At 69.8% G+C, this 22331-nt stretch carries 18 protein-coding genes and 3 tRNA genes; 11 read left to right on the plus strand and 10 right to left on the minus strand.

Translation table 11 applies throughout. The features are described 5' to 3' along the window. The first annotated feature begins 25 nt into the window (after positions 1-25). Both LG278_RS08200 and LG278_RS08205 read left to right on the plus strand, forming a co-directional pair. Positions 26-220 carry a hypothetical protein gene (locus LG278_RS08200; protein ID WP_404392724.1) on the plus strand — a complete coding sequence of 65 codons (195 nt, stop codon included), beginning with the start codon at positions 26-28 and terminating at the stop codon, positions 218-220. A gap of 305 nt (positions 221-525) precedes the next feature. Next, positions 526-1497 (plus strand): ZIP family metal transporter, encoded by a 972-nt coding sequence (locus LG278_RS08205; protein ID WP_404392726.1) that lies wholly within the window; start codon positions 526-528, stop codon positions 1495-1497. Between the two features lie 373 nt (positions 1498-1870). Here LG278_RS08205 and LG278_RS08210 read toward each other — a convergent pair whose 3' ends face one another. Together LG278_RS08210 and LG278_RS08215 are read right to left on the minus strand one after the other, a co-directional pair. Beyond that, positions 1871-2347, minus strand: a complete 477-nt coding sequence (locus tag LG278_RS08210) for a hypothetical protein (protein ID WP_404392728.1) — start codon at positions 2345-2347, stop codon at positions 1871-1873. A gap of 356 nt (positions 2348-2703) precedes the next feature. Further along, entirely contained in the window at positions 2704-4848 is a 2145-nt protein-coding gene (locus LG278_RS08215) for a DUF4157 domain-containing protein (protein ID WP_404392730.1), read from the minus strand. 531 nt (positions 4849-5379) lie between these two features. Here LG278_RS08215 and LG278_RS08220 point away from each other — a divergent pair. Further along, a complete protein-coding gene (locus LG278_RS08220; RefSeq protein WP_404392732.1) occupies positions 5380-6186 on the plus strand; it encodes an isocitrate lyase/phosphoenolpyruvate mutase family protein in 807 nt (268 codons plus the stop codon). Between the two features lie 629 nt (positions 6187-6815). On the opposite strand, the gene LG278_RS08225 is transcribed toward LG278_RS08220, so the two are convergent. The 7 genes from LG278_RS08225 to orn form a co-directional block, all read right to left on the minus strand. Further along, positions 6816-6891 (minus strand) — tRNA-Lys (locus tag LG278_RS08225). A gap of 142 nt (positions 6892-7033) precedes the next feature. Next, entirely contained in the window at positions 7034-8089 is a 1056-nt protein-coding gene (locus LG278_RS08230; RefSeq protein WP_404392734.1) for a zinc-binding dehydrogenase, read from the minus strand. Positions 8090-8193: 104 nt separating this feature from the next. Continuing rightward, positions 8194-9918, minus strand: a complete 1725-nt coding sequence (locus LG278_RS08235; protein WP_404392736.1) for a ribonuclease J — start codon at positions 9916-9918, stop codon at positions 8194-8196. Between the two features lie 126 nt (positions 9919-10044). Then, a complete protein-coding gene (locus LG278_RS08240) occupies positions 10045-11574 on the minus strand; it encodes a SulP family inorganic anion transporter (RefSeq protein WP_404392738.1) in 1530 nt (509 codons plus the stop codon). Between the two features lie 134 nt (positions 11575-11708). Continuing rightward, on the minus strand, positions 11709-12119 hold the full coding sequence (locus LG278_RS08245; protein WP_404392740.1) for a MerR family transcriptional regulator: 411 nt from the start codon (positions 12117-12119) through the stop codon (positions 11709-11711). A gap of 178 nt (positions 12120-12297) precedes the next feature. Continuing rightward, positions 12298-12373 (minus strand) — tRNA-His (locus LG278_RS08250). Positions 12374-12507: 134 nt separating this feature from the next. Further along, complete coding sequence (gene orn / locus LG278_RS08255) at positions 12508-13107, minus strand: oligoribonuclease (RefSeq protein WP_404393581.1); 600 nt, start codon at positions 13105-13107, stop codon at positions 12508-12510. A gap of 101 nt (positions 13108-13208) precedes the next feature. On the opposite strand from orn, the gene LG278_RS08260 reads away from it, so the two are divergent. The 5 genes from LG278_RS08260 (at position 13209) to LG278_RS08280 (ending at position 17686) form a co-directional block, all read left to right on the plus strand. Then, positions 13209-14402 (plus strand): PrsW family intramembrane metalloprotease, encoded by a 1194-nt coding sequence (locus LG278_RS08260; protein WP_404392742.1) that lies wholly within the window; start codon positions 13209-13211, stop codon positions 14400-14402. A gap of 57 nt (positions 14403-14459) precedes the next feature. Next, positions 14460-14532 (plus strand) — tRNA-Arg (locus LG278_RS08265). Between the two features lie 60 nt (positions 14533-14592). Continuing rightward, a complete protein-coding gene (locus LG278_RS08270; protein ID WP_404392744.1) occupies positions 14593-15765 on the plus strand; it encodes a glycosyltransferase family 1 protein in 1173 nt (390 codons plus the stop codon). A gap of 5 nt (positions 15766-15770) precedes the next feature. Further along, positions 15771-16805: a hypothetical protein gene (locus tag LG278_RS08275; protein WP_404392746.1), complete on the plus strand. Its 1035-nt coding sequence runs from the start codon at positions 15771-15773 to the stop codon at positions 16803-16805. Further along, a complete protein-coding gene (locus tag LG278_RS08280; RefSeq protein ID WP_404392748.1) occupies positions 16802-17686 on the plus strand; it encodes a galactosyltransferase-related protein in 885 nt (294 codons plus the stop codon). The genes LG278_RS08275 and LG278_RS08280 overlap by 4 nt, the downstream gene beginning before the upstream one ends. On the opposite strand, the gene LG278_RS08285 is transcribed toward LG278_RS08280, so the two are convergent. Beyond that, positions 17616-18866, minus strand: coding sequence for a glycosyltransferase (locus tag LG278_RS08285; protein WP_404392750.1), 1251 nt, complete (start codon positions 18864-18866; stop codon positions 17616-17618). The genes LG278_RS08280 and LG278_RS08285 overlap by 71 nt on opposite strands. Positions 18867-19015: 149 nt before the next feature. Here LG278_RS08285 and LG278_RS08290 point away from each other — a divergent pair, with 149 nt between their 5' ends. From LG278_RS08290 to LG278_RS08300, 3 genes are read left to right on the plus strand one after another with little or no spacing between them, the layout of a single operon-like run. Beyond that, on the plus strand, positions 19016-20035 hold the full coding sequence (locus LG278_RS08290) for a WcbI family polysaccharide biosynthesis putative acetyltransferase (RefSeq protein ID WP_404392752.1): 1020 nt from the start codon (positions 19016-19018) through the stop codon (positions 20033-20035). After that, positions 20032-21057: a hypothetical protein gene (locus LG278_RS08295; RefSeq protein ID WP_404392754.1), complete on the plus strand. Its 1026-nt coding sequence runs from the start codon at positions 20032-20034 to the stop codon at positions 21055-21057. The genes LG278_RS08290 and LG278_RS08295 overlap by 4 nt, the downstream gene beginning before the upstream one ends. After that, positions 21054-22310: a glycosyltransferase family 2 protein gene (locus tag LG278_RS08300; protein ID WP_404392756.1), complete on the plus strand. Its 1257-nt coding sequence runs from the start codon at positions 21054-21056 to the stop codon at positions 22308-22310. The genes LG278_RS08295 and LG278_RS08300 overlap by 4 nt, the downstream gene beginning before the upstream one ends. Positions 22311-22331 lie beyond the last annotated feature (21 nt).

The raw sequence follows: 22331 nt of genomic DNA on the forward strand, positions 1-22331 counted from the left end.
CCCTTGCACCCCCTAAAGTCCAGAGATGGAACAGATCACGATCCCGTGCCCGACCGATGGTTGTAGCGGCGAAGTCACGACGACGGCAGAGCCGATCATCTCCGGTACCGAGTGGGCGATCCAGGACCTCGGTGACGAGCCGGCTGTGCGGTGCTCCAAGGGTTGCAAGTCTCCGGCCGAGCTCGAAGAGCCGGTGAAGGCCGCCCTGCAGGCTGGCTGAGCGTGCGGCCGATGTCCGCATCTGGTGCTGGCCGGCCTCGACTGCCGCGGCGTGCGTAAGACGAGACGGTGCCGGTCAGTGAACCACCAGGAGCCGACCAGGCTGAGGTGGTTCCCGCGGCTCGGCGTCCCACCTGCGAGCATCGCGGTTGGGTGACCAGCAGGCGCGGCGAGAGGGGGCAAGAGAGGTGCCCCGCCCCTCCTCTGTCAGGCGGCGACGAGGTCGTCGATCAGGTGATCGCTGCGGACGCGCCCGCCACGACGCCCGGGTCGAGAACCTTATGCAGCGCCTCTGCGGTGGCGTAGGTGGTCACGAAGGTGGCGCGGCTGCCGCCGCCCCTAGCGCAAGCTCTTGGGTGGACCAATCGGCAGATCGCCACTGAGCTCTTCATGAGCGCCTTTCTGTATTCACTGCCAGCGTGCAGGCCCGAACGTGCCAACTCCAGCTTGCGCTGCTGGGGGCAGCACGTGCGGTCGTGGCCTACTGGGTATGGCACCGATGTGGTGAGAGCCCTGATATTCGGTGTTGTTGCATCGAGCGCCTTGGTCATTGGCGCCCTGGTCGGCGGCAGGGTCAGCCTGCCCAAGCGCCTGCTCGCCGCGATGCTGGCGTTCGCCTCAGGTGCGCTGATCACAGCGCTGGCCTTCGAGCTGTTCGAGGACTCCTACGAGAAGGGCGGCATCTGGCGCGCGGCCGCCGGGTTGTTCGTCGGCGCCGCAGTGTTCACCCTGATCAGCCAGCGGCTGGACCGACTTGCCGAAGGTCATCGCCCCAGCGACCCCGGCAGCGAGAAGCTCGACGTGGATGCCGCCACCTCCGACACCACGCCAAATCCCGCCTCCACGACCGGCGCCGCGGGCCTGGCCCTCCTGGCCGCGGTCACCCTGGACGGCGTCCCCGAGAACCTTGCCTTGGGCATCTCTTTGAGCGAGGAAGCCGGGGGTCTGGCGTTGCTTGTGGCGATCTTCGTCTCGAACTTTCCGGAAGCGCTGGTGGGCAGCGCGTCCATGAAGACGCAAGGTCGGTCGCAGCGCTTCATCTTGGTCACCTGGTGCTTGTGTGCCGTGCTGCTGACGATCGCGGTCGTGCTGGGCAGTGTCTTTCTCTCAACCGTGTCGGACACGGTCGTGTCCCTGCCTCTGGCGTTCGCGGCTGGAGCGGTGCTCGCCTCGCTGGCGGACACCCTCATGCCGGAGGCCTACGAGCAAGGGGGGCCGACGGTGGCCCTGAGCACCACAGCGGGGTTTGTTGTTTCGTTCGTCCTGTCAACGTTGTGACGATCGAGGCTGGATATGGTCGCGCTCATCCGGCTCGGAGGGGCTGCCCACGTCGCACCGACCTAGTAGCGCGAGCGGAGGGGAGATACACCGGGCCACCCGGAACGTGTCAACGCGGATGACCCCGCCGCCTTAGCGAATTCGCGCCTGATAGACGCAGTTCCGTGACAGCCCGGACCGCGGCAAGAGAGGGGGAGTGGCGCACTTTCGGTCATCCGGTTGGGTCAAGGCTACGGTGCAGCAAGGGGGCCTGAGGGCCTGAGATGAGGCGAGCGTTGAAAGGCCTCGGATCTGGGGGCATGCTCCCGCAAGCCGGAGGCACCGTTCGCAGGTCAGGGTCCGTTGTCGGTGAGTTCGCCATACCCAACCTGACTCAGATCCCGGGTGGCGTCCCCACGTGGAAGAGGTGATGAACCTTGATCGCCGTCACCGCGAGTTGCAGTCGGAGGGGCGCGGTCGTGCCCCCGCAGTTCCACTGCACCTCGGTCGGTTCCGTGGAGTCGACGTGAGCGGTCGCGGCAATACTCGTCCCTTGGCCGGGAGCCAGAGTCATTTGGTTCAGGGAACGATTGTCTGCGCCGACGAAGAGCGAGCATTCGACCTCGGAGGGGCCGGGAGCCTCGGCGGCGAGGCGGATGCTGGCGGCGGCGTTGACGATGAATGCGCCTGGCGGGAGATACAGCTGCGTGCAGTAGCCGTTGCTCGGGAGCGGGTCTTCCGGGGTCCATTCCTGCCAATATCCGTCAACCGGTGGCTCTTGTGGTGGCTTGGGGGACTTCCCCTGTGGGGCGCCGTGCCTCTCTGCCTTCGAAGGCTTGATCCTTGGCCAGTCCTGAAGCAGCTGAGTCATGTCCTTCTCTTTCTTCCTTGCCGGACGATGCGGCCTCGCCCGACAACTCCTGTCGGCGGTGCGGGGCCAGCAACCGAGGGCTCTCGGTATCGCGCTCGGTCCTCACCGGCCACAAGAGCCCTATCTCGATCATCCCCCCGCCAACGGGACTGGGCCGCTGCCAGACTGGATTGTCACATCGGTGCAGGAGCTGGAAACCCCGGAGCCGTTACGGAGACCTGGGTCCGAAACCGTCTCGTGTTGTTTGTCCCGTAGCACCCTTCGCGCAAGTACGCGGGTCAGTGAGGGAACGAACGATCCATGTGTGGAAGGTCGGCGTTCGTTCGTGCTGGAGCCCAACCGCTCTGGCGACGCACTCACTGGTTGGGCTTGAGGCGGTTGAGCATGTACGTCGCGAGCCTCCGGACGGAGTCGTCATTGTCGTTGCTCACCGCGTGCAGGTCTCGGATCAACTGATTCTTCAGAAACGGATTGGCATCCGCGATCTTATACATGGCAAGCATCGCTGACAGGCGCACCTTGTGGGCCGAGTGTGTCAGGCCTTCCCTGACCTTCCGGTATTTACGGATTGGCTCTTCGGAGCCGTGAGTCGCCGGCCCGGAAATCGGCACCGAGTAGATAACCGTCTTGGAAGCGTTTCCGGGCTTGCCGACGTCGAATCTCTTGCCTTCCACCAAGAAGTATTCACGCGAAAGCCTCATCCCGACAAATTTGAGGTCCTGAAGGGTGACATTGAGATCGCCACCCGGCGTCGCGTTCACCCAGTAGTCCGATTGGACGGTCACGATCGCCCATACCGTTTTCGCAGGGTCATCGGCGGCCAACCTGTTGAACACGGCCTCCTGCTCCTTCAGGGCATGCTGCAGCGCCGGGTCGATCTTTTTCGAACTCAACTCGCCATAGGCTTCGTTGTGAATGTGCACTTCGGGCGGAAAGAGAGACATGAGCAGCGCCTGCAGCAACAGTCCCGGGGCCTCCCTGGCCAGGAACCGCCCGGCGTTCCTGAATCGTGACGCCTCGATGCGCACACGCGTGCCCGCTCCCGCCTCTCCAGCTGGCGGAGCCTGCACTTTTGGTTGGGTCGCCGGCCCACCCTCCGAACCGCCTTTCACCTCCGAGGTGGGAAGAGGGCCGGGAACTTTCTCCACTTGAGCGGGGGCCTGCTCCGCCTTCGCGAGCGCGTCCGTCGCGGCCCTTTCTTCCGCGGCCTTCAGCTTAGCCTTTTCCTTCGAGCTCATGCCGCGTCGCTTCGAAATGTTGGGAGGCGCGTGCCGGACCCGCAGCTGCTCGGCCTCGTCGATGAACTGCGTTTCTGTCTGCGGTTTAGTATCAGGGATCCCCTGACCCGGACGGCCGAGCCTGGGACCCTTACCGGGCACACGCGTATTGTCCCAGGGCAAACGCGCTCCGGCTCTCTCGAGCCCCGCCCGAATCTCCGCCTCGAAGGCCTCGATGTTTATTGTGCTGCGGGCGCGGAACGTCCAAGCGTCCGCGGCGAGCTTGCGGCTCCACTTGTTCCCTGCGGACACGTACTCGTCGAAACGTTTGGCGATCTTAGCCACGGTTGTCTTTCCAACCTTAAGAAATTCGCCCGTCGTAGCGTCCCGCAAGACGTACACGATCTGCGTCTGACCGCCCTCGAACTTGAGCGTCTGACGCCACCGAGACTTCGTCAGGTCGATCTCGACCTGCTGCCCCGACTTCGCAATTTTGCGAGGCGCTCGCTGGATCGCCGGCGCTTTGAGTGGGGAGGGTGCGGCGGTCCCCGCTCGCGCCTCCTGTTCGGACGAATGCGCCGGGTCGAGCACCGGCGCCCCAACAAGCTCGTGGTCCTCGAACGCCGCCTGCTGGACGATGTGGGTCAGCTCGTGAAGAAGGTTCGCGTGTCCCTCATCCGTCGCGGGGTCGATTGCGCCGTCCTCCGCGACAATGTGCCGGCCCAGCGTGAAGGCCAGCGCTCCGACTGCTGAGGTGGCCTCGGCCGCCACTCGGCCGCGCTGCACGCGAACATTCCCGAAGTCGTGCCCGAAGCGCCGCTCGGCCTCGCGGCGCACCCCGGGCTCGAGCGGCTCACCCGGCACACGCATGAGCTGGTCGCCGAGCCCATCGACCCCAGGCGTCGATGGCCCGCGCGCCTGCGCTACGACGGCCGGCGATGACGGCCCATCCGCCCGCCCATGCTGAGATGCAGCGATCCTGCTGAAATCCCACTGGCGGCGAGGCGGACCTTGGAGCATCCAGGCTTGTTCAACGTCCGCCGGCTTCTGGTGCTGTTGTGTGATGCCGTTCGCCGGAACTTCCGTTGCCTTCGCGTGTGCCTTGGCGATCTTCGGAGCAAACACGGCGATCCTCCCGGCTCGAAGAAGATGACGCCCTTCCAGTATGCCCAGAGATGGCCGGTGGCAATCGCGGCTCACGTCGACGGTCCTCATTTCGTGCGACTGCGGACGCCGCTGTTCGACGAGGACGACGCGACGAGCGACGAGATCTGGCGCGGTCATGCGCGCGAGTGGGTCACGCAGGTCGTCCCCCAGCCCAGCGTCGCCCGATCCCGCTCATCGAGGCCGATGGCCAGATCGTGGCGACAGCGATCGGCACACTAGAGGTTGGTGTCCCGAGTCCGCACTGCCCTCGAGGACGCACGGTCCGGCTTGCGAACGTCATTACTCTCGCTTGCGCACCAGGGCGCCGGCCATGGCACCCTGCTCGTCAACGCGTGACCGAATGGGCCAGATCGATCAATGCGGACCGCGTCGACCTCGGCGCCACGCCGCAGGGCCAGCGGATCAACGCGAGGTCAGGATTCGTCCCTACTTCCGCGCCCTCATGAAGCTCGTCCTCCGACACCCGGCCGAGCACCAACGTGACCAGTCACGGTGATGACATATCCGTTGCGCGCCCGGGCTACATGCGGCGCAAAATCGCGGTTTCTCAGGGCGGCCTGGGGCCCGTGGGCCGTGGTTGTTCGACCCTGGCAATGGGCCCCCGATCGGACTAGCGTGCAGCCCACCAGGACGTTGGCGAGGTGTTGCATGGACATGAACGACGATCGGGTCGCCGAGTTCCAGCGGCTGCACTCCGCCGGGTGCTTCGTCATGCCGAACCCGTGGGACGTAGGCAGCGCGCGAGCCATGGAACGGCTGGGATTCAAGGCCTTGGCCACAACGAGTGCCGGACTGGCCTGGACGCTCGGCGTCGCGGACACGCACGTCACCCGCGACCAAACACTCGACCACCTACGTCTCATCGCGCGAGCGGTGAGGGTCCCGGTGAACGCTGACTTCGAGGGTGGCTACGCCGTCGACCCCGCTGATGTCGGCGCGAACGTGACATTGGCTGTGGCCACCGGGATCGCCGGCCTCTCGATCGAAGACTCGTCCGAAGACGAAGCCGATCCACTCTTGGGGTTCGACCTGGCCGTGCGACGTGTCGCTGCCGCACGGCGAGCTATCGATGACAGCGGCACGGGCGTCGTTCTCACAGGTCGCTCCGAAGGCTTTGTCTGTGGGCGTCCTGACATCGAGGAAACCATTCGTCGCCTCCAGGCCTATGCCGAGGCCGGCGCGGATTGCCTCTACGCCCCTCGAATCGACCAGCTCGAGCACGTCTCCGCGATCGTGGCCGCGGTGTCACCGAAACCGGTCAACCTGCTGATCAACGCTCCGTTCACCACCGTCGATGAGGCCGCCCAGTTGGGTGTACGCCGGATCAGCGTGGGAGGCACACTCGCGCGTACCGCATGGGGTGGATTCCTGGCGGCCGCCGAGGAGATCGCAGACTCGGGGACCTTTACTCGCTTCGAGCAACTGCCCAACGTCGACGCACTCTTCAGCCTCTGACAGGCTGCCTCGCCCTTCAACGAACAGCCCGTATCGCGGCGGAAGGTCGCAGGTCACGACCATCGGCTGCATGTGAATCGCGTGACGTCTGAGGCGTCGCTCGGGCTCTCACCTGAGCCCGTCGGATCGACTCCCAGCCTGAGTCGGCACTGGCCGTGGTGGCGGGCTTCGTAGGGCACGGCGGGCAGGTCCTAGTGACGGGTCGCGTTGGTGGCTTGCCTGGAACTCGTTCGCCTCGGAGAACCGGTGAGAGTCTTTGAGGTGCGTCTGTCTGGTCCTGGCCCAAGGTGCCAGATGGCGAGGTAGCTCCGGGCTTGTGCGACCCCAAGAACGTCCGCCAAGACCTGCGGCGAGCGAGGGCGCCAGGAGGAAGCGAGGCGCTCGCCAGCGCCAGAAGATCGGCCAGGAAGTCACGTCCCCAGGGGCGGAGGCGCTCGCTTGGCCCAGGACGCGGGTTGAGCTCGCAGAGTCGGGCAGGGTGCGGCCGGCGCCACAGGATGTAGCCGCGGTCAACGACAGCCATGGCCCTGCACTCGAGGAGGCCCTCGCAACGGACCCACCCGGCTCACAAGCGGGGCCTGGATAGCTGAAGAGCCCGGCCCATGGGGCCGGGCTCTTCACCTGCAGATTGGTGCGCCGCCAGGGACTCGAACCCCGAACCCAGTGATTAAGAGTCACTTGCTCTGCCAATTGAGCTAGCGGCGCAACGAGGGGAAACGTTAGCAGTCGCCCCGGGCCGTCACAAAATCGGCGGAGGCCTTGCCGGGGGCAAGGCGGCGGACGGGTGGCGGCACGGAGGCAAGTTGCCGCCGAGTGGGCAGGAGTGCTGCGGTGCAAGGCGTCTGGGTCACTCCTCGTTGACGATGATCACCTTGAGAGCGTGCTCGTCGGCCGCCTGCGCGAAGGTGTCGTAGGCCTCCATCATCTGGTCGAAGGTGAAGCGGTGGGTGATGAACTTGCCGGGGTCGATCTCGCCCGCCACGATCTTGTCGAGCAGCTCAGGAGCGGTGGTCGCGTTGACGAGGCCGGTCGTGATGGTGATGTTGTTGATCCAGTCGCGGTCGAGCGGGAAGCTCACTGCCTCGCCGTGGACCCCGACGTTGGCCACTCGGCCACCCGGTCGGATCGAGTCGAGGGCGACCCCGAAGGTGGCCGGCACCCCGACCGCCTCGATCGCGACGTCGACACCGAGCCCGTCGCGGCTGCGCTTCTTGAGCTCGGACACCACGTCGTCACCGGACGCGTCGATCGTGTGCGTCGCGCCGAACGCGCGGGACTCCTCGAGCCGGAACTTGTTGCCGTCGACCGCCACCACCTCGGCGGCTCCTGCCGCGCCGGCTGTCATGACGGCTGCCAGCCCCACGGGGCCGACGCCGATGACGGCGACGACGTCACCCTCTTTGACGGCGCCGTTGAGGACGCCGATCTCGTAGCCGGTCGGCAGGATGTCGCTCAGCATCGTGCCCTGCTCGGCCGTGACCCCCTCGGGCAGCGGGATGAGGCCGTTGTCGGCGAAGGGCACGCGGACGAGCTCGGCCTGGGTGCCGTCGATGAGGTGGCCGAAGATCCACCCGATGCCCCCGAGGGTCTGGCAGTGGGAGGTGAGCCCGGCCGTGCAGTAGTCGCAGGTCATGCACTTGCTGATGCAGGAGATGATGACGCGGTCGCCCACCTTCACCGTGGAGCAGCCCGGCCCCACCTCGGTCACGACGCCGACGCCCTCGTGGCCCAGGATCCGGCCCTCCTCGACCGTCGGCACGTCACCCTTGAGGATGTGCAGGTCCGTGCCGCAGATCGTCGTCGCCTCGACCCGCACGATGGCATCGGTGGGGTCCTGGATGACCGGGTCCGGCACCTCGTCCCAGGACTTCTTTCCGGGACCGTGATAGACGAGCGCCTTCATCGTGCACCTCCGCGTGCGATCGGGAACGGTCCGCCCAGCGAACACCCCCACGGTCGCCGCGGACGTCTCATTGTGAGATGGCGGCGCTGCGAGACCTCGACGTCCTAGGCGTCGACGATGACGGGGATGATGAGGGGGCTCCGACGGGCCTGGCGGTGGACCCAGGTCGACATCGCACGTCGGACGAGCTCCTCGACCTGCTCGATGTCCTCGATGTTCTCCTTCGTGGCGGTGGTGAGCGCCTTCTGGATGGCCGGGGTGGCCTTGGCGAAGTCACCGGGCTCGTGCTCGAACCCGTGCGCGAGGTAGTCGGGCTCCTCGGTGAGCTTGCCGGTGTCGGGATCGACGATGCAGACGATCGTGATGACCCCTTCCTCGGCGAGCGTGCGGCGCACGTGGAGCGACTCCTCGGTGGCGCCGCCGACCGTCATGGCGTCGACATAGACGAGCCCGGCGGGGACGGAGCCGGTGATGCTCGCCTGGCCGTCGACGAGGTCGATGACGGCCCCGTCGTGGGCGATGAGGGCGCGCTTGCTGTCGACCCCGGTGCGGATGGCGATGTCGGCGTTGGCCCGCAGGTGGCGCCACTCCCCGTGGACCGGCAGCACGCTCGAGGGCCGCACGATGTTGTAGCAGTAGGCCAGTTCGCCGGCGCTGGCGTGACCGGAGACGTGCACCTTGGCATTGCCCTTGTGCACGACGTTGGCACCCCAGCGGGTGAGCTCGTTGATCACGCGGTAGATGGCGTTCTCGTTGCCGGGGATGAGCGAGCTCGCGAGCAGCACCGTGTCACCCTCGGTGACGCGGATCGGGTGGTCGCGGTTGGCCATCCGCGACAGGGCGGCCAGGGGCTCGCCCTGCGAGCCCGTGCAGATCAGCGCGATCTGGTTGGCCGGCAGCCGTTCGAGCTGCTTGAGGTCGACGACGAGGCCCTTGGGGATGTCGAGGTAGCCGAGGTCTGCGGCGATGCCCATGTTGCGCACCATCGAGCGGCCCACGAAGGCCACCTTGCGTCCGTGGTCGCGGGCGGCGTCGAGCACCTGCTGGATGCGGTGGACGTGGCTGGCGAAGCTCGACACGATGACCCGGCCGGGCGTCGTCCGGAAGACCGCCTCGATGGCGGGGGAGAGCTCGCCCTCGGACACGGTGAAGCCGGGCACCTCGGCGTTGGTCGAGTCGACGAGGAAGAGGTCGACGCCCTCCTCGCCGAGGCGGGCGAACGCGCGCAGGTCGGTGACCCGGCCGTCGAGGGGGAACTGGTCCATCTTGAAGTCGCCGGTGTGCAGCACGAGGCCGGCGGCGGTGCGGATCGCCACGGCGAGGCCGTCGGGGATCGAGTGGTTGACCGCGACGAACTCGCAGTCGAAGGGCCCGAAGGTGCGGCGGTCGTCCTCGCTCACTTCGACGGTGACCGGCGTGATGCGGTGCTCCTTGAGCTTCGCCTCGAGGAAGGCGAGGGTGAGGCGGGAGCCGACGACGGGGATGTCCGGCCTCTCGCGCAGCAGGTAGGGGACGCCCCCGATGTGGTCCTCGTGGCCGTGGGTCAGCACGATGGCGTCGACCTTGTCGAGGCGGTCGCGGATCCAGGAGAAGTCGGGGAGGATCACGTCGACGCCCGGCTGGTGCTCCTCGGGGAAGAGCACGCCGCAGTCGACCACGAGCAGCCGGCCGGCGTGCTCGAAGACCGTCATGTTGCGACCGATCTCACCCAGCCCACCGAGGGGGACGATCCGCAGGCCGTCGCGCGCCAGCGCGGGGAGGTCCTGGGAGCGCCGGGAGCCTCTGCCCCGGCCGCGGGACTGCTGCCGTCGCCCGCCGCCGGTGCTCACAGGCCACGCTCGAGACGGCGTGGAGCGGTCGGTCGGCTCGGGGTGGTCGGGTGCGGTGTCATGGTGATCCTTCTGCTGCGGTGCGGCGGTGGCGGGCACGTGGTGCGGGGCAGGTGGTGCCCAGCGTCAGTGACCGGCTCCGAGGTGGCCGGCCAGCCGGTCGTGACGTTCGAGACTCGAGTCGTTGAGGCCGGTGATGGTGACGGTCTTGCCCTTGCGTTCGTACTTCGTCGTGATGGCATCGAGCGTAGCGACGGTCGATGCGTCCCAGATGTGGGACCTCGACAGGTCGATGATGACGTTCCTCGGATCGCCCACGTAGTCGAACTGGTGGACGAGGTCGTTGCTCGAGGCGAAGAAGAGCTCGCCCTCGACGGCATACACGACGGTGTCGGGGTCGGGGTGGGCGACCGGCACGACGCGGGTGAAGTGGGCCACGCGCCGGGCGAACATGACCATCGCGACGATGACACCGACGATGACGCCGATGGCGAGGTTGTGCGTGATGACGACGACGGCGACCGTGGCGAGCATCACCAGCGTCTCGCTCTTGGGCATCCGCCGCAGGGTCCGGGGCTGGATGCTGTGCCAGTCCATCGTGCCGACCGAGACCATGACCATGACGGCGACGAGGGCCGCCATCGGGATGACCGCCACGATGTCACCGAGCCCCACGACGGCCACGAGCAGGAAGACACCGGCGAGGAAGGTCGAGATGCGGGTGCGCGCCTGCGAGGCCTTGACGTTGATCATCGTCTGGCCGATCATCGCGCAGCCGCCCATGCCTCCGAAGAAGCCGGTGATGATGTTGGCCGCGCCCTGGCCCCAGGCCTCGCGGGTCTTGGAGGAGTGGGTGTCGGTCACGTCGTCGACGAGCTTGGCCGTCATGAGCGACTCCATGAGGCCGACGAGCGCCATGGCCAGCGCATAGGGAGCGATGATCGTCAAGGTCTCGAGGGTGAACGGCACGTCGGGGAAGAGGAGGCTCGGGAGGCTCTCCGGGAGCGTGCCCTCGTCGCCCACGGTCGGCACCGCGATCGAGGCGACCACGGTGAAGAGGGTCAGCACGACGATGGCGACGAGCGGGGCGGGCACGGCCGAGGTGATGCGGGGCAGCAGCACCATGATCGCGATCCCGACGGCGACAAGCGGGTAGACCACCCAGGACACGCCGATCAGGTACGGCACCTGCGCCAGGAAGATGAGGATGGCGAGGGCGTTGACGAAGCCGACCATCACCGAGCGAGGAATGAACCGCATCAGCTTGGCGACTCCGAGCACCGCGAGGACGACCTGGATGACGCCCCCGAGGATGACGGTCGCGATGAGGTAGTCGAGGCCGTGGTCGCGCACCACCGGCGCGACGACCAGCGCGATGGCTCCGGTGGCGGCCGAGATCATCGCTGGGCGGCCGCCGAGGAAGGCGATGCTGACCGCCATCGTGAAGGAGGCGAAGAGCCCGACCCGGGGGTCGACGCCGGCGATGATCGAGAAGGAGATCGCCTCGGGGATGAGCGCGAGCGCGACGACGAGGCCGGCCAGGACCTCGGTGCGCAGCCGGCGGGGGGAGCGGAGTGCGGCGCGCACCGACGTGACGTCGTGCTCGTGGGCGAACGGGGACGGGGGCGCAGTCGATCCTGCGGTGGGGGCGGGCACAGTCGGCTCCTCGGTGCGATGGGACGGGCTGCACGCCCCGGAGGGACGTGCAGCCGTGGGCACCCGGGACGACGGTGTCCGGGTCAGGTCGTTCAAGTCGGGTCGATCAGGTCGGGTCGTTCAGCTCAGGGGGGTCAGTCGCGTCGGCGCGTCTCGTCGGCGAGCTGGACCGCGAACGCCTCGGCGCTCTCGACGCGCTCGCGCAGGACGCCCAGCTTGTGCTCGACGAGTGCGTGGAAGGTGCGCAGGTGCTCGAGCAGCTCGGCCCGGCGACCGGCCGTCAGCCCGCCCCTCGAGAGCTGCTCGCGGACCTCGATCAGCTCACGCATCTGCTCGAGCGAGAAGTCGAGCGGCTTCATCCGCTTGATGAGCAGCAGGCGCTCGACGGCCTCGTGGCCGTAGAGCCGGAAGCCGCCGGGGCTGCGCTGCGGCTCGGGCAGCAGCCCGACCTCTTCGTAGTGCCGGATGGTGCGCAGGCTGAGGCCGGTGCGGTCGGAGACGTCGCCGATCTGCAGCAGGTCGGTCGGCTGGCGCGCCTCGGTCACGGACTCTCCTCGTCGTCGTTGTCGTGCGGTCAGCGAATCTACCCTTACGTGAGGGTAGGGTTCAAATCCGCGAGCGGGGCGGCCCGGGCAGCCCCGCAACCAGCCCCAGAACGCACGGTGGCCCGGTCCCTCGTGAGGGGGACCGGGCCACAGATACACCCCGCTCGTGCGGGGACCATGGGGTGAGTGACGGGACTTGAACCCGCGGCCACCTGGACCACAACCAGGTGCTCTACCAGCTGAGCTACACCCACCATGCACAGGACGAGCCGGGCCCGAGGGCTCGGCGTCGTGGGACTGCGTCGTCAATCGTACAGGCTGCCCGAGGGTGGTCGTGACCACCCTCAGCCGGACGGCATACCGGCTCGGCGGTGTGCCGTCGCGACGCTCAGGGGGCGATGACGTGGGGCTGCGCGAGCGCCTTGGCCGTGGCGCTGTCGGGACCCGGCTGGGGCACGAAGACGGCCTGGCGGTAGTAGCGGAGCTCGGCGATCGACTCGCGGATGTCGGCCAGTGCGCGGTGCCCGCCCGACTTCTTGGGGGCGTTGAAGTAGACGCGTGGATACCACCGGCGCGAGAGCTCCTTGATCGAGCTGACGTCGATGATGCGGTAGTGCAGGTAGGCCTCGAGGTCGGGCATGTCTCGGGCGAGGAAGCCCCGGTCGGTGGCGACCGTGTTGCCACCCAGCGGGGCCTTGCGCGGCTCGGGGACGAAGGTGCGGATGTAGTCGAGCACGATGTGCTCGGCCTCCTGGAGCGTCACTCCGGCGTCGAACTCGGTGATGAGCCCCGAGGTCGTGTGCATGTCGCGCACGAAGGGGTCCATCTGCTCGAGGGCCTCGGCCGGCGGCTTCACGACGACGTCGATGCCCTCGCCGAGCTGGTTGAGCTCGAAGTCGGTGACGAGCGCGGCGACCTCGACGAGCGCGTCGGCGTGCAGCGACAGCCCGGTCATCTCGCAGTCGATCCAGACGATCCGGTCAGCCATGGCCCTGTGGTTGGAGTCGCTCACCGCTCCACCATAAAGGCACCCGGCGCCGTCGTCGGTCGCGCTGCCCACACCGACCGTCCCTGCACTAGCCTGCGGGCATGACCTCAGGGGACGTGACGACCGGTCAGCCGAGCGGCGGGGGAGCGAACGCCGGTGGGCCGCAGTGGAGTCCGGTGCCCAACCCGACCCGGCGGCCGATGCTGCGCACCGCGACCACGATCGGCGTCGCGACGTCGGTCTTCCTCGTCGCGCTGCTCATCCTGCTCTCGATCCTCGGGGAGCGACTGACGGCGCAGACCATCACCACGGCCGCGCTGGTCGCGGTCATCCCGCTCCTCGTCATCGTGCCGACCTTCCTGTGGCTCGACCGTTTCGAGGCCGAGCCGGTGCGCTACCTCCTGTTCGCCTTCTTCTGGGGCGCGCTCGTCGCGGTCGTCGGTGCCTTCTTCCTCAACACCTACGGCCTGCGGCTGCTCGTCGAGTCGCAGTGGACCGACCCGCTCGAGACGGGAGCCGTCTACCTCGCACCCGTCACCGAGGAGACCCTCAAGGGTCTCGGCATCCTGCTCATCTACCTGCTGCGCCGTCGCGAGTTCGACGGCATCATCGACGGCATCGTCTACGGCGGCATCATCGGGGCCGGCTTCGCCTTCAGCGAGAACATCCTCTACCTCGGGCAGGCCTACGACACCTACGGCGACGAGGGCCTCACCGCCACCTTCATCGTGCGCGGCATCATGGGTCCGTTCGGGCACCCGCTCTTCACCGCCCTCACCGGCATCGGCATCGGCATCGCCGTCACGTCGCGCCGCCCGCTCGTGCGGGTGCTCGCGGTGCTCGGCGGCTGGATCTGCGCCATGCTGCTGCACGGCCTGTGGAACCTCTCGGCGCTCGCGGGCATGGAGGGCTTCCTCGCCGCCTACGTGACCTACCAGGTGCCGCTCTTCCTCGCCTTCATCGGCTTCCTCGTGTGGCTGCGCCGCCGTGAGGGCCGGCTCATCGGGCAGTACCTCTCGCCCTACGCCGACGCAGGCTGGCTCACCCACGGCGAGGTGGCGATGCTCGCCTCGCTGCGCCAACGTCGCGAGGCCCGGGCCTGGGCGCGCCAGACCGGAGGCGCCGCGGCCAAGCGCTCGATGAACGCCTTCCAGGACAGTGCGAGCGACCTCGCCCTGCTCCGCTCGCGGCTCGTCCACGGCACCGCCGAGGCGGATGCGACGCAGCGCGAGCTCGTGCTCCTCGAGGCCGTCACGGCCCACCGGCGCGACTTCGTGGGCTCGCCCGTCACCTGAGCCGGCGCACCCCGTCCGCTTGCCTATCATGGGACGTCGCCCACCCCGGTGGGACCAGCCCCCGTAGCTCAGCGGATAGAGCAAGAGCCTTCTAATCTCTTGGTCGCAGGTTCGAGTCCTGCCGGGGGCGCGTTGCGCGCATGGCGAGAACGGGTACTGACGGGTATACCCCTTCACCCAGGAGCCTCGGTTGCCACCGGTCCGACTCACCCCCGCACTGCGGGTGCTCGCCATCCCGAGCGCCCACCCCTACTCCGAGCGACTGCGCTCGACGAGCCCCGACGCGAGCGGGGTCGTGCACCTCGACGACCCCGCGGTGCCCGGTGCGCCCGCGGGGCAGTGGTGGCCACCGACGGCGCTCGACGCCGAGTGGGTGCGTCGTCACGCGGGCGAGGTCGATGTCGTGCACCTGCACTTCGGCTTCGACGCCGCCTCACCGGCTGACCTGAGCCGTTGGGTGCAGGCGCTGCGCGAGGCCGGCATCCCACTCGTCCTCACGCTCCACGACCTCGTCAACCCGCACTTCACCGACCAGAGCGCCCACCTGGCCCGCCTCGACGTGCTGGTGCCGGCCGCTGACGCGCTCATCACGCTGACGGCGGGTGCCGCGTCCGAGATCGAGCAGCGCTGGGGACGGTCGGCCGAGGTGCTCGCGCACCCGCACGTTGCTCCCCTCGAGCTTGTCGGAGCGCCCCGTCCGGGCGACCTCGACGAGACGCGTCCCTTCGTCATCGGCATCGACCTCAAGAGCCTGCGGGCCAACGTCGTCGCCGAGCCGGTCGTGCGCGTCGTGTCGGAGGCGGTGGCCACCCTCCCGCACGCGGAGCTCGTCGTCGACCTGCACCGCGACGTGCTCGACCCCGCTCACCCGCGCCACGACCGCTTCCTGCTGCAGTCGCTCGCCGATCTCGACGGCCGGGGACGGCTGCGCGTCGCAGTGCACGAGCGTCGCTCCGACGCGCAGCTGTGGGAGCACCTGCGTGGTCTCGACCTCGCCGTGCTGCCCTATGCCTTCGGCACCCACTCCGGCTGGGTCGAGGCCTGCCACGACCTCGGCACGACGGTGCTCGCGCCGCGCACCGGGCACTGGGTCGAGCAGCAGCCGATGCTGACGTTCGGCTGGCGGGTGGGGGAGGACCCCGACGAGGGCCAGGTCTTCTCCGCCGTGCAGCTGGCCTTCTGGGACCGCCCCCACTGGCAGGCCGACGCAGCCGAGCGCGCCGAGCAGCAGGCGGCCCTCGCTGAGCGCCACGAGCAGCTGTATGCCGGCCTGCTCGGTCGGTCGGTCACCGCACCCGCCGCGGCCGTGGGCCTCCACCCGCTGCCGACCAACGGGGTGCTCGAGCCGGCTGCCGCGACGTGACCGGCGTGGCCCCTGCTCATCCGGCTCACGCCGGCAGCGACATCGCGCGCCGGCCGGTCGTGGGCTGGTATGCCCACCACCTCGGCGTCGGCCACGTGGCCCGGGCCCGCGTGGTGGCTGCGCGGATGCAGGCCGACGTGACGATCCTCAGCTCGGCCCCGCGGCCGGACGACTGGCCGAGCGAGCGGTGGGTCGACCTCCCGCGCGATGACGCCGCCGAGGGCCACGACCACACCGCCGGCGGCGTGTTGCACTGGGCGCCGTTGCAGCACAGTGGTTTTCGCTCGCGTATGCAGATCATCTCGGCGTGGGTCGCCGAGCAGCGACCGGCCACCTTCGTCACCGACGTGTCTGTCGAGGTCGCGTTGCTCGTGCGCCTGCTCGGCGTGCCGGTGGCGACCTTCGTCAAGCCGGGTGACCGCAGTGACCGCCAGCACCAGCTCGCCTACGACAGCGCCACGGCGCTCATCGCGACCTGGCCCCGGGCGGCCTCGATCGTCGGGGGCTGGCAGCCCCGCTGGGACGACAAGACGACCTGGCTCGGGTCGTTCTCGCGCTTCGACGACCGAGCGCCCGTGGCACCGCCGCGCGGCCGCCGGGTCGCGCTCGTCTGGGGCGCCGGAGGCACCGACGTCACCGAGGCGCAGATCGACGCGGCCCGCCGGGCGACGTCCGACTGGTCGTGGACGGTGTGCCGCGACGTCGGTCCCGACGCGCTGTGGCAGAGCCTGCAAGACGCTGACGTCGTCGTCGGTCACGCCGGTCAGAACGTCGTCTCGGAGGTGGCCGCCGCGCGGCGCGGTGCGGTGATCATCGCCCAGCGCCGTCCGCACGACGAGCAGCACTTCACCGTGCGCGGACTCGAGGCGACCGGCGTGGGCCACGGCCTGTCGACCTGGCCCGAGCCCGGTGTGTGGCCGAGCCTGCTCGAGTCGGCCTCCCGGATCGACGTCGACGGGTGGAGCCGCTGGACCGACGGGGGCGGAGCGGCGCGGTGTGCCGCCCTCATCGACGCCCTGGCCGGCGTCGAGAGCTCGTGACGACGACTGCGCCGACGACCGCGCTCCTCACCCTCGCCCACGGTCGCCACCACCACCTCGAGGAGCTGCTGCGCGGGCTGGCGGCCGGGTCCGTCGCGCCTGACCTGCTCGTCGTGGCGGCGATGGACGACCCGGAGATCGCCTCTGTCGTGCGCACCCACGCCCCGCCCGAGGTGCCCGTCGACGTCGTCGCCGTCGACGCCCACCGGTGGGGGCTGCCGCTCGCGGCCGCGCGCAACCGGGCTGCGGCGCGTGCCATCGCCGCGGGGGCCGAGCTGCTCGTCTTCCTCGACGTCGACTGCATCCCGGGTCGCCGACTCGTCGAGCGCCACCGCGAGGTGGCCCAGGGTGCGAAGCCCGGCTCAGACGACGTGTGGTCAGGTGCCGTGCACTACCTTTCGCCGCGCACCCGTGGGGAGCGTTACACCGCAATGGAACTCGAGCAGTCGCGACCCCATGCGGCTCGCCCCGTGGCCCCGCCTGATGGCGTCGTTGCCACTGACGACCTCAGGCTCTTCTGGTCACTCTCCTTCGCCATCACCGCCGACACGTGGCAGCGAGTGGGCGGCTTCGACGAGGGCTACGACGGCTACGGCGGCGAGGACACCGACTTCGCGATGAAGCTGGCGCGAGCGGACGGCCGGTTGTGCTGGGTCGGCGGCGCACCGGCATACCACCAGCACCACGAGGTGGAGAGCCCACCGCGACGCCACCTCGCCGACATCGTGCGCAACAGCAACCGCTTTGCCGGGCGGTGGGGGTGGTTCCCCATGGAGGGATGGCTCGCGGCCTTCGCCGACGAGGGCCTCATCACGCTGGCTGGCCGGACTCCCAGGTGGCACCTGACTGCAGCCGGTCATAGAGCAGCTCGTAGGCCGTGACCATCCGGTCGAGCGAGAGGTGCTGACGCGCGTGGCGCCGCACGACCGTGCGGTCGAGGTCGACAGCCTCGACGGCGGCGGCCGCGAGCGCCGGCACGTCGCCGGGGCGCACGAGCCGCCCCACCGCTGACCGGGACCCGGGGGCGGGCTCGTCGGTCACGTCGTGGAGCACCTCCGGTATGCCGCCGCGGGCGAAGGCGACCACGGGTGTGCCGCACGCGAGCGCCTCCGCGACGACGAGGCCGTAGGGCTCGTCCCAGACCGGCGTCACGAGCGCGGCCGCCGACGACCCGATGAGCGAGACGAGGTCAGGAGTCGCGAGGTGCCCGGCATACGAGATCTGCGGTCCGAGGCGCGGACGCACCATGGCGTCGAAGTAGTCGGGGTCCGCGATCGGGCCCGCCAGCACGAGGGGCATCCCGGCGAGCCGGGCGGCCTCGATCGCCAGGTGCGGCGCCTTCTCGGGCACGAGCCGGCCCGACCACACCAGCCCGGGACCTCCGCGTCCCGCCTGCCAGGTGCCGAGATCGACGCCGTTGGGCACGACGTGGGCCTCGTCGTCGGGCCGCAGGACCCGCCACTGCCGGGCCACGAAGCGGCTGACGGCAGCGAACTCGCCCCGGCCGCTGTCACCCCGGGTCAGCTCGATCGCCGACTCCAGCCACGGGGTCGGCGGCGTGTGCAGCGAGGTGAGCATGGGCGGCACGAGCAGCGGGCTCATCGCGACGGGGAGGTGGTGCAGGGCATGGTTGTGCACGACGTCGAACTCGTCACCCCGAGGGCCGGCGAGCGACATCAGCAGGCGCAGGTAGGCGTGGTGGGCGGCCATGAAGCCCTCGACCGGCATCGACACGTCACCGGCGGCGGTGCGCGACGGGGCCCAGCCGCCCACGGGCAGCACGTGCTCCTCGTCGGCCTCGTCCGAGCCGTCGGCAGCAAAGAGCGTGACGTCGTGGCCACGGGCGACCAGCGCGCGTCGCAGCTGCCACACGAGGGACTCGAGGCCCCCGGCGAAGGGCTGCGCGATGGGGTGGTCGCACGGCGCGATGAGGGCGATCCGCAGTGGCATGGACGCGCGACCGTTGACGAGGTCGCGCACGACGCTGACGGAGCGGGCGGGGGTGCCGGAACGCTGGACGCCGTCGGGGCGCCCGAGGGCCGGCTGAGGGTCGCCGATCACCCTGCCGGGTTCTGGTCTGTGCCTGTCACCCCCCACTCCTACCCGCGTGCGGTGTCGGTCAAACCGGCGACCTCGGCCGCGGAGGGGCGCGGTCTCGCTGAGCGGGACCGTGTGAGGGGCGCGGGGCCCCTGACGGGTAGGGGCTCCATGTGACCCGGGACCTGACAGACGCGCGCTCGATCGAGCCCGATGCGCGCGACGCCTCCAGCGACGTCCGGGCGATCACGGCAGATCCCGCCCGCGCCCGCCACTACGGGCACTTCTACGGGCTCGAGCCGCTGCCCGACGGCGACCGGCCCCTGCTCGTCGTGCACGGCAACTGCCAGGCGGAGTCGCTTCGACAGCTGCTCCAGGACGCGCCCGGCGCGCCGTGGTCGAGCGTGCGCCTCCCGCCGGTGCACGAGCTGGCCGCCGACGAGGTGCCGCTGCTGCAGCGGCTGCTCGCCCGGGCCGACGTCGTGCTCACGCAGCCGATTGCCGACGACTATCACGACCTGCCGCTGGGCGCCGGTCAGGTGCAGCAGACGGCCACCCGGGCCCGCACCGTGGTGTGGCCCGTCATCCGCTACTCCGGGCTGCACCCGTGGCAGATCGTGCACCACCATGCCGAGGAGGGTGACCCCCCTCTCGTGCCCTACCACGACGCCCGCACGGTGCTGCGCGCCGCCAGTGGCGCCCCGCTCCGCCCGGCCGCGCAGGTGGCGGTCGCCGTCTCGGAGTCGTCGATCGCCGAGCTGCGGCGGCGCGAAGCGGCGGCAGGGGCCGTGCCCGTCAGCGACCTCGTGCTGGAGGCCGGAGCCGGGGCCATGCGCACCATCAACCACCCCGCCAACCCCGTGCTGGTCGGGCTCGCCCGACGGGCGGAGGAGGTGCTGGGTCTGCCGGCCACGGCCGTCGATCCCGGTCGCCGCCTCCTCGACGCGGTGCACGCGCCGGTCGAGGCGGAGGTGCTGGACGCCCTCGGGATCGACTCGAGCGCGGCTCGCGAGTCCTGGCTCATCGCGGGCGAGCCGGTGCCCGACGCGGAGGTGGCGGCGACCCAGCTGGCCTGGCTGCAGAGCCGGCCCCACGTCGTCGACGACATCGTGCGCAGGCATCGCACGCAGCTCGCCCTGCTGGCTGAGCTGGCAGAGGACCCCGCGGCGTCGGCGGGCCCGGCAGACCGATGAGCGCGTATGCCGTCGTGGGCCCCGAGCGCCACGGCGTGGTCATCCACGCCCTCCGTCTCGCAGCGTCCACCCCGGGTCTGGGCGCGCGGCTCGTCCGCATCAGCACCACCGACCCCACGACGGCTGCCGACGACCTTCGGCGCGCCCTCGTCGGCCACGACAGCGCGATGATCCACGTGACCGACCACCTCCTCGGGCGCAGTCCTGCCGAGGCCGCCGACCTCGTCGAGGACCTGGCCCGCACCAGTGCGCTCGCCCTCTGCCTACACGACGTCCCGCAGCCCGAGGAGGGGGAGGCGAGGCACGCTCGTCGGCGGGCGGCCTACCGACGCTTCGTCGAGAGCGCAGCGGTCGTCGTCGTGGCGAGCGAGCACGAGCGCACCCTCCTCGCCCGATGCCTCGACGAGTCGAGTGACACGCCGGTCGTCGTCCTCCCGCTGCCGCTCGAGCGGGTCGGGGCCGCCGCGACCGAGCGACCGGAGCCAAGTCCCGGAGTGCCTCAGGTTGGTGTGCTCGGATTCCTTTATCCCGGAAAGGGACTGGAGGAGGTCATCGATGCCGCTGCGATCGTCGCTCGCGGTCATGAGGTCGCCGTCGTCAACGTCGGGGGTGTCTCCTCGGGTCACGAGTCGCTCGTCGACGACCTGACCGCGCGCGCCGATCGTCAGGGGACGCGCTTCACCCTCACCGGCTACGTGCCCGAGCGCGACCTCCCCGAGGTGCTGCAGTCGGTGGCCGTGCCCGTCGCGGCTCACCGGCACATCTCTGCCTCAGGATCGATCAACACGTGGATTGCACTGGGGCGCAAGCCGATCGTCCTGGCCGGGGCCTACACGCGCGAGCTCGCGGAGCGCCTGCCCGGGGTCGTCACGCTCGTCGACGACGCTGCCGGCCTGGCGAGCGCGATCGGCAGAGCCCTGCAGTCGCCCGACAGCACCTGGGTCGACGACGCCGTCCGTCTCGGCCCCACATGGGCCGACAGCGCCCTCGCACACGAGGCCGTCCTGAGGAGCATCCCTTGAATTCCCCTGTCCAGCAGTGGCCCTCGCAGGTGCAGTCGTCGTCGCCCGAGCTGCGGGTGAGTGTCGTCGTGCCCTTCTATGAGCGGCAGGACCAGCTCGACAGGCTGCTCGCCGGACTCGACCTCCAGACCCTGCCCGCCTCGCGCTTCGAGGTTGTCATCGCCGACGACGGGTCGAGCGTGGCCCCACGCGTCGGCGACCGCGACTTCGTGACCACGGTCGTCCGGCAGCGCGACGAGGGCTTCCGGCTCGCAGCGGCGCGCAACCTCGGGGCCTCGGCCGCGGTGGGTGACGTGCTCGTCTTCATCGACCAGGACTGCGTGCCTGCCCGTGACTACCTCGAGAAGGTCCTGTCGGTGACCACGTCGCCGTGGGACCTCACGGTGGGTCACCGGCTGCACGCCGACCTCGACGGCTGGACGGGTGATGCCGTGCGCAGCTGGCTCGGCGGGGACGGCGAGCAGCCCGAGCCGATCGACGAGCCGGAGTGGCTGCTTGACGGCTACGAGCGCACCGCCGACCTGACGCGCCCCGATGACCGCGCCTACCAGCTCGTCATCGGCGCTGCCGTCAGTGTGAGCCGTCACCTGCACGAGCAGCTCGGAGGCTTCGACGAGACCTTCCGTGCCTACGGCGGCGAGGACTGGGACTACGGTCACCGGGCCCACGTGGCCGGTGCCGAGATGCGGTGGCTCGCTGACGCGGTGGTCTGGCACGACGGGCCCGACCTGCCCGGCCGGGGTGACCTCACCGCCACGAAGAACGCCGAGACGGTCGCGCTCGCGCGCCGTCTGCCCGATGCCGACGTGCGCGGCACCCACCTCGTGTGGTCGATCCCCGAGGTGGTCGTGCAGGTCGACACCGGGGGCGCCGACGATGCCGTCGTCATCGCGAGCGTCGAGTCGCTGCTCGCCGGCACCGACGCGCACGTGTGGCTGGGCGACGGCGTCGAGAGCCCGCTCGAGGACCCACGGGTGCACGCAGGCCGGCCGGGCCCCGCTGTGCTGGCGCGAGCGCGCTGGCTCGTAGACTGCGCGGCGGTGCTCCTGCACGGCACGACGCTGCGCGAGCTGACCCGCGCCGCCCCGGTCGGGAGCCCTCACCTGCAGATCTGCTCGACCCGCGATGCCAACCGGCAGAGTCGTGGCCTCGAGCCGGTGCGGCCTCGGTCGCTGCCTGCCGGTGTGCGAGTGGAGCACCTGGTCGAGACGCCCGTCCTCGAGCGCCACTGGCAGTCACGCGCGACGCGGTGACGGCGTGACGTTCGAGGGGCT

The sequence above is a fragment of the Humibacillus xanthopallidus genome (assembly GCF_044793955.1).
Classification (GTDB): domain Bacteria; phylum Actinomycetota; class Actinomycetes; order Actinomycetales; family Dermatophilaceae; genus Humibacillus; species Humibacillus xanthopallidus_C.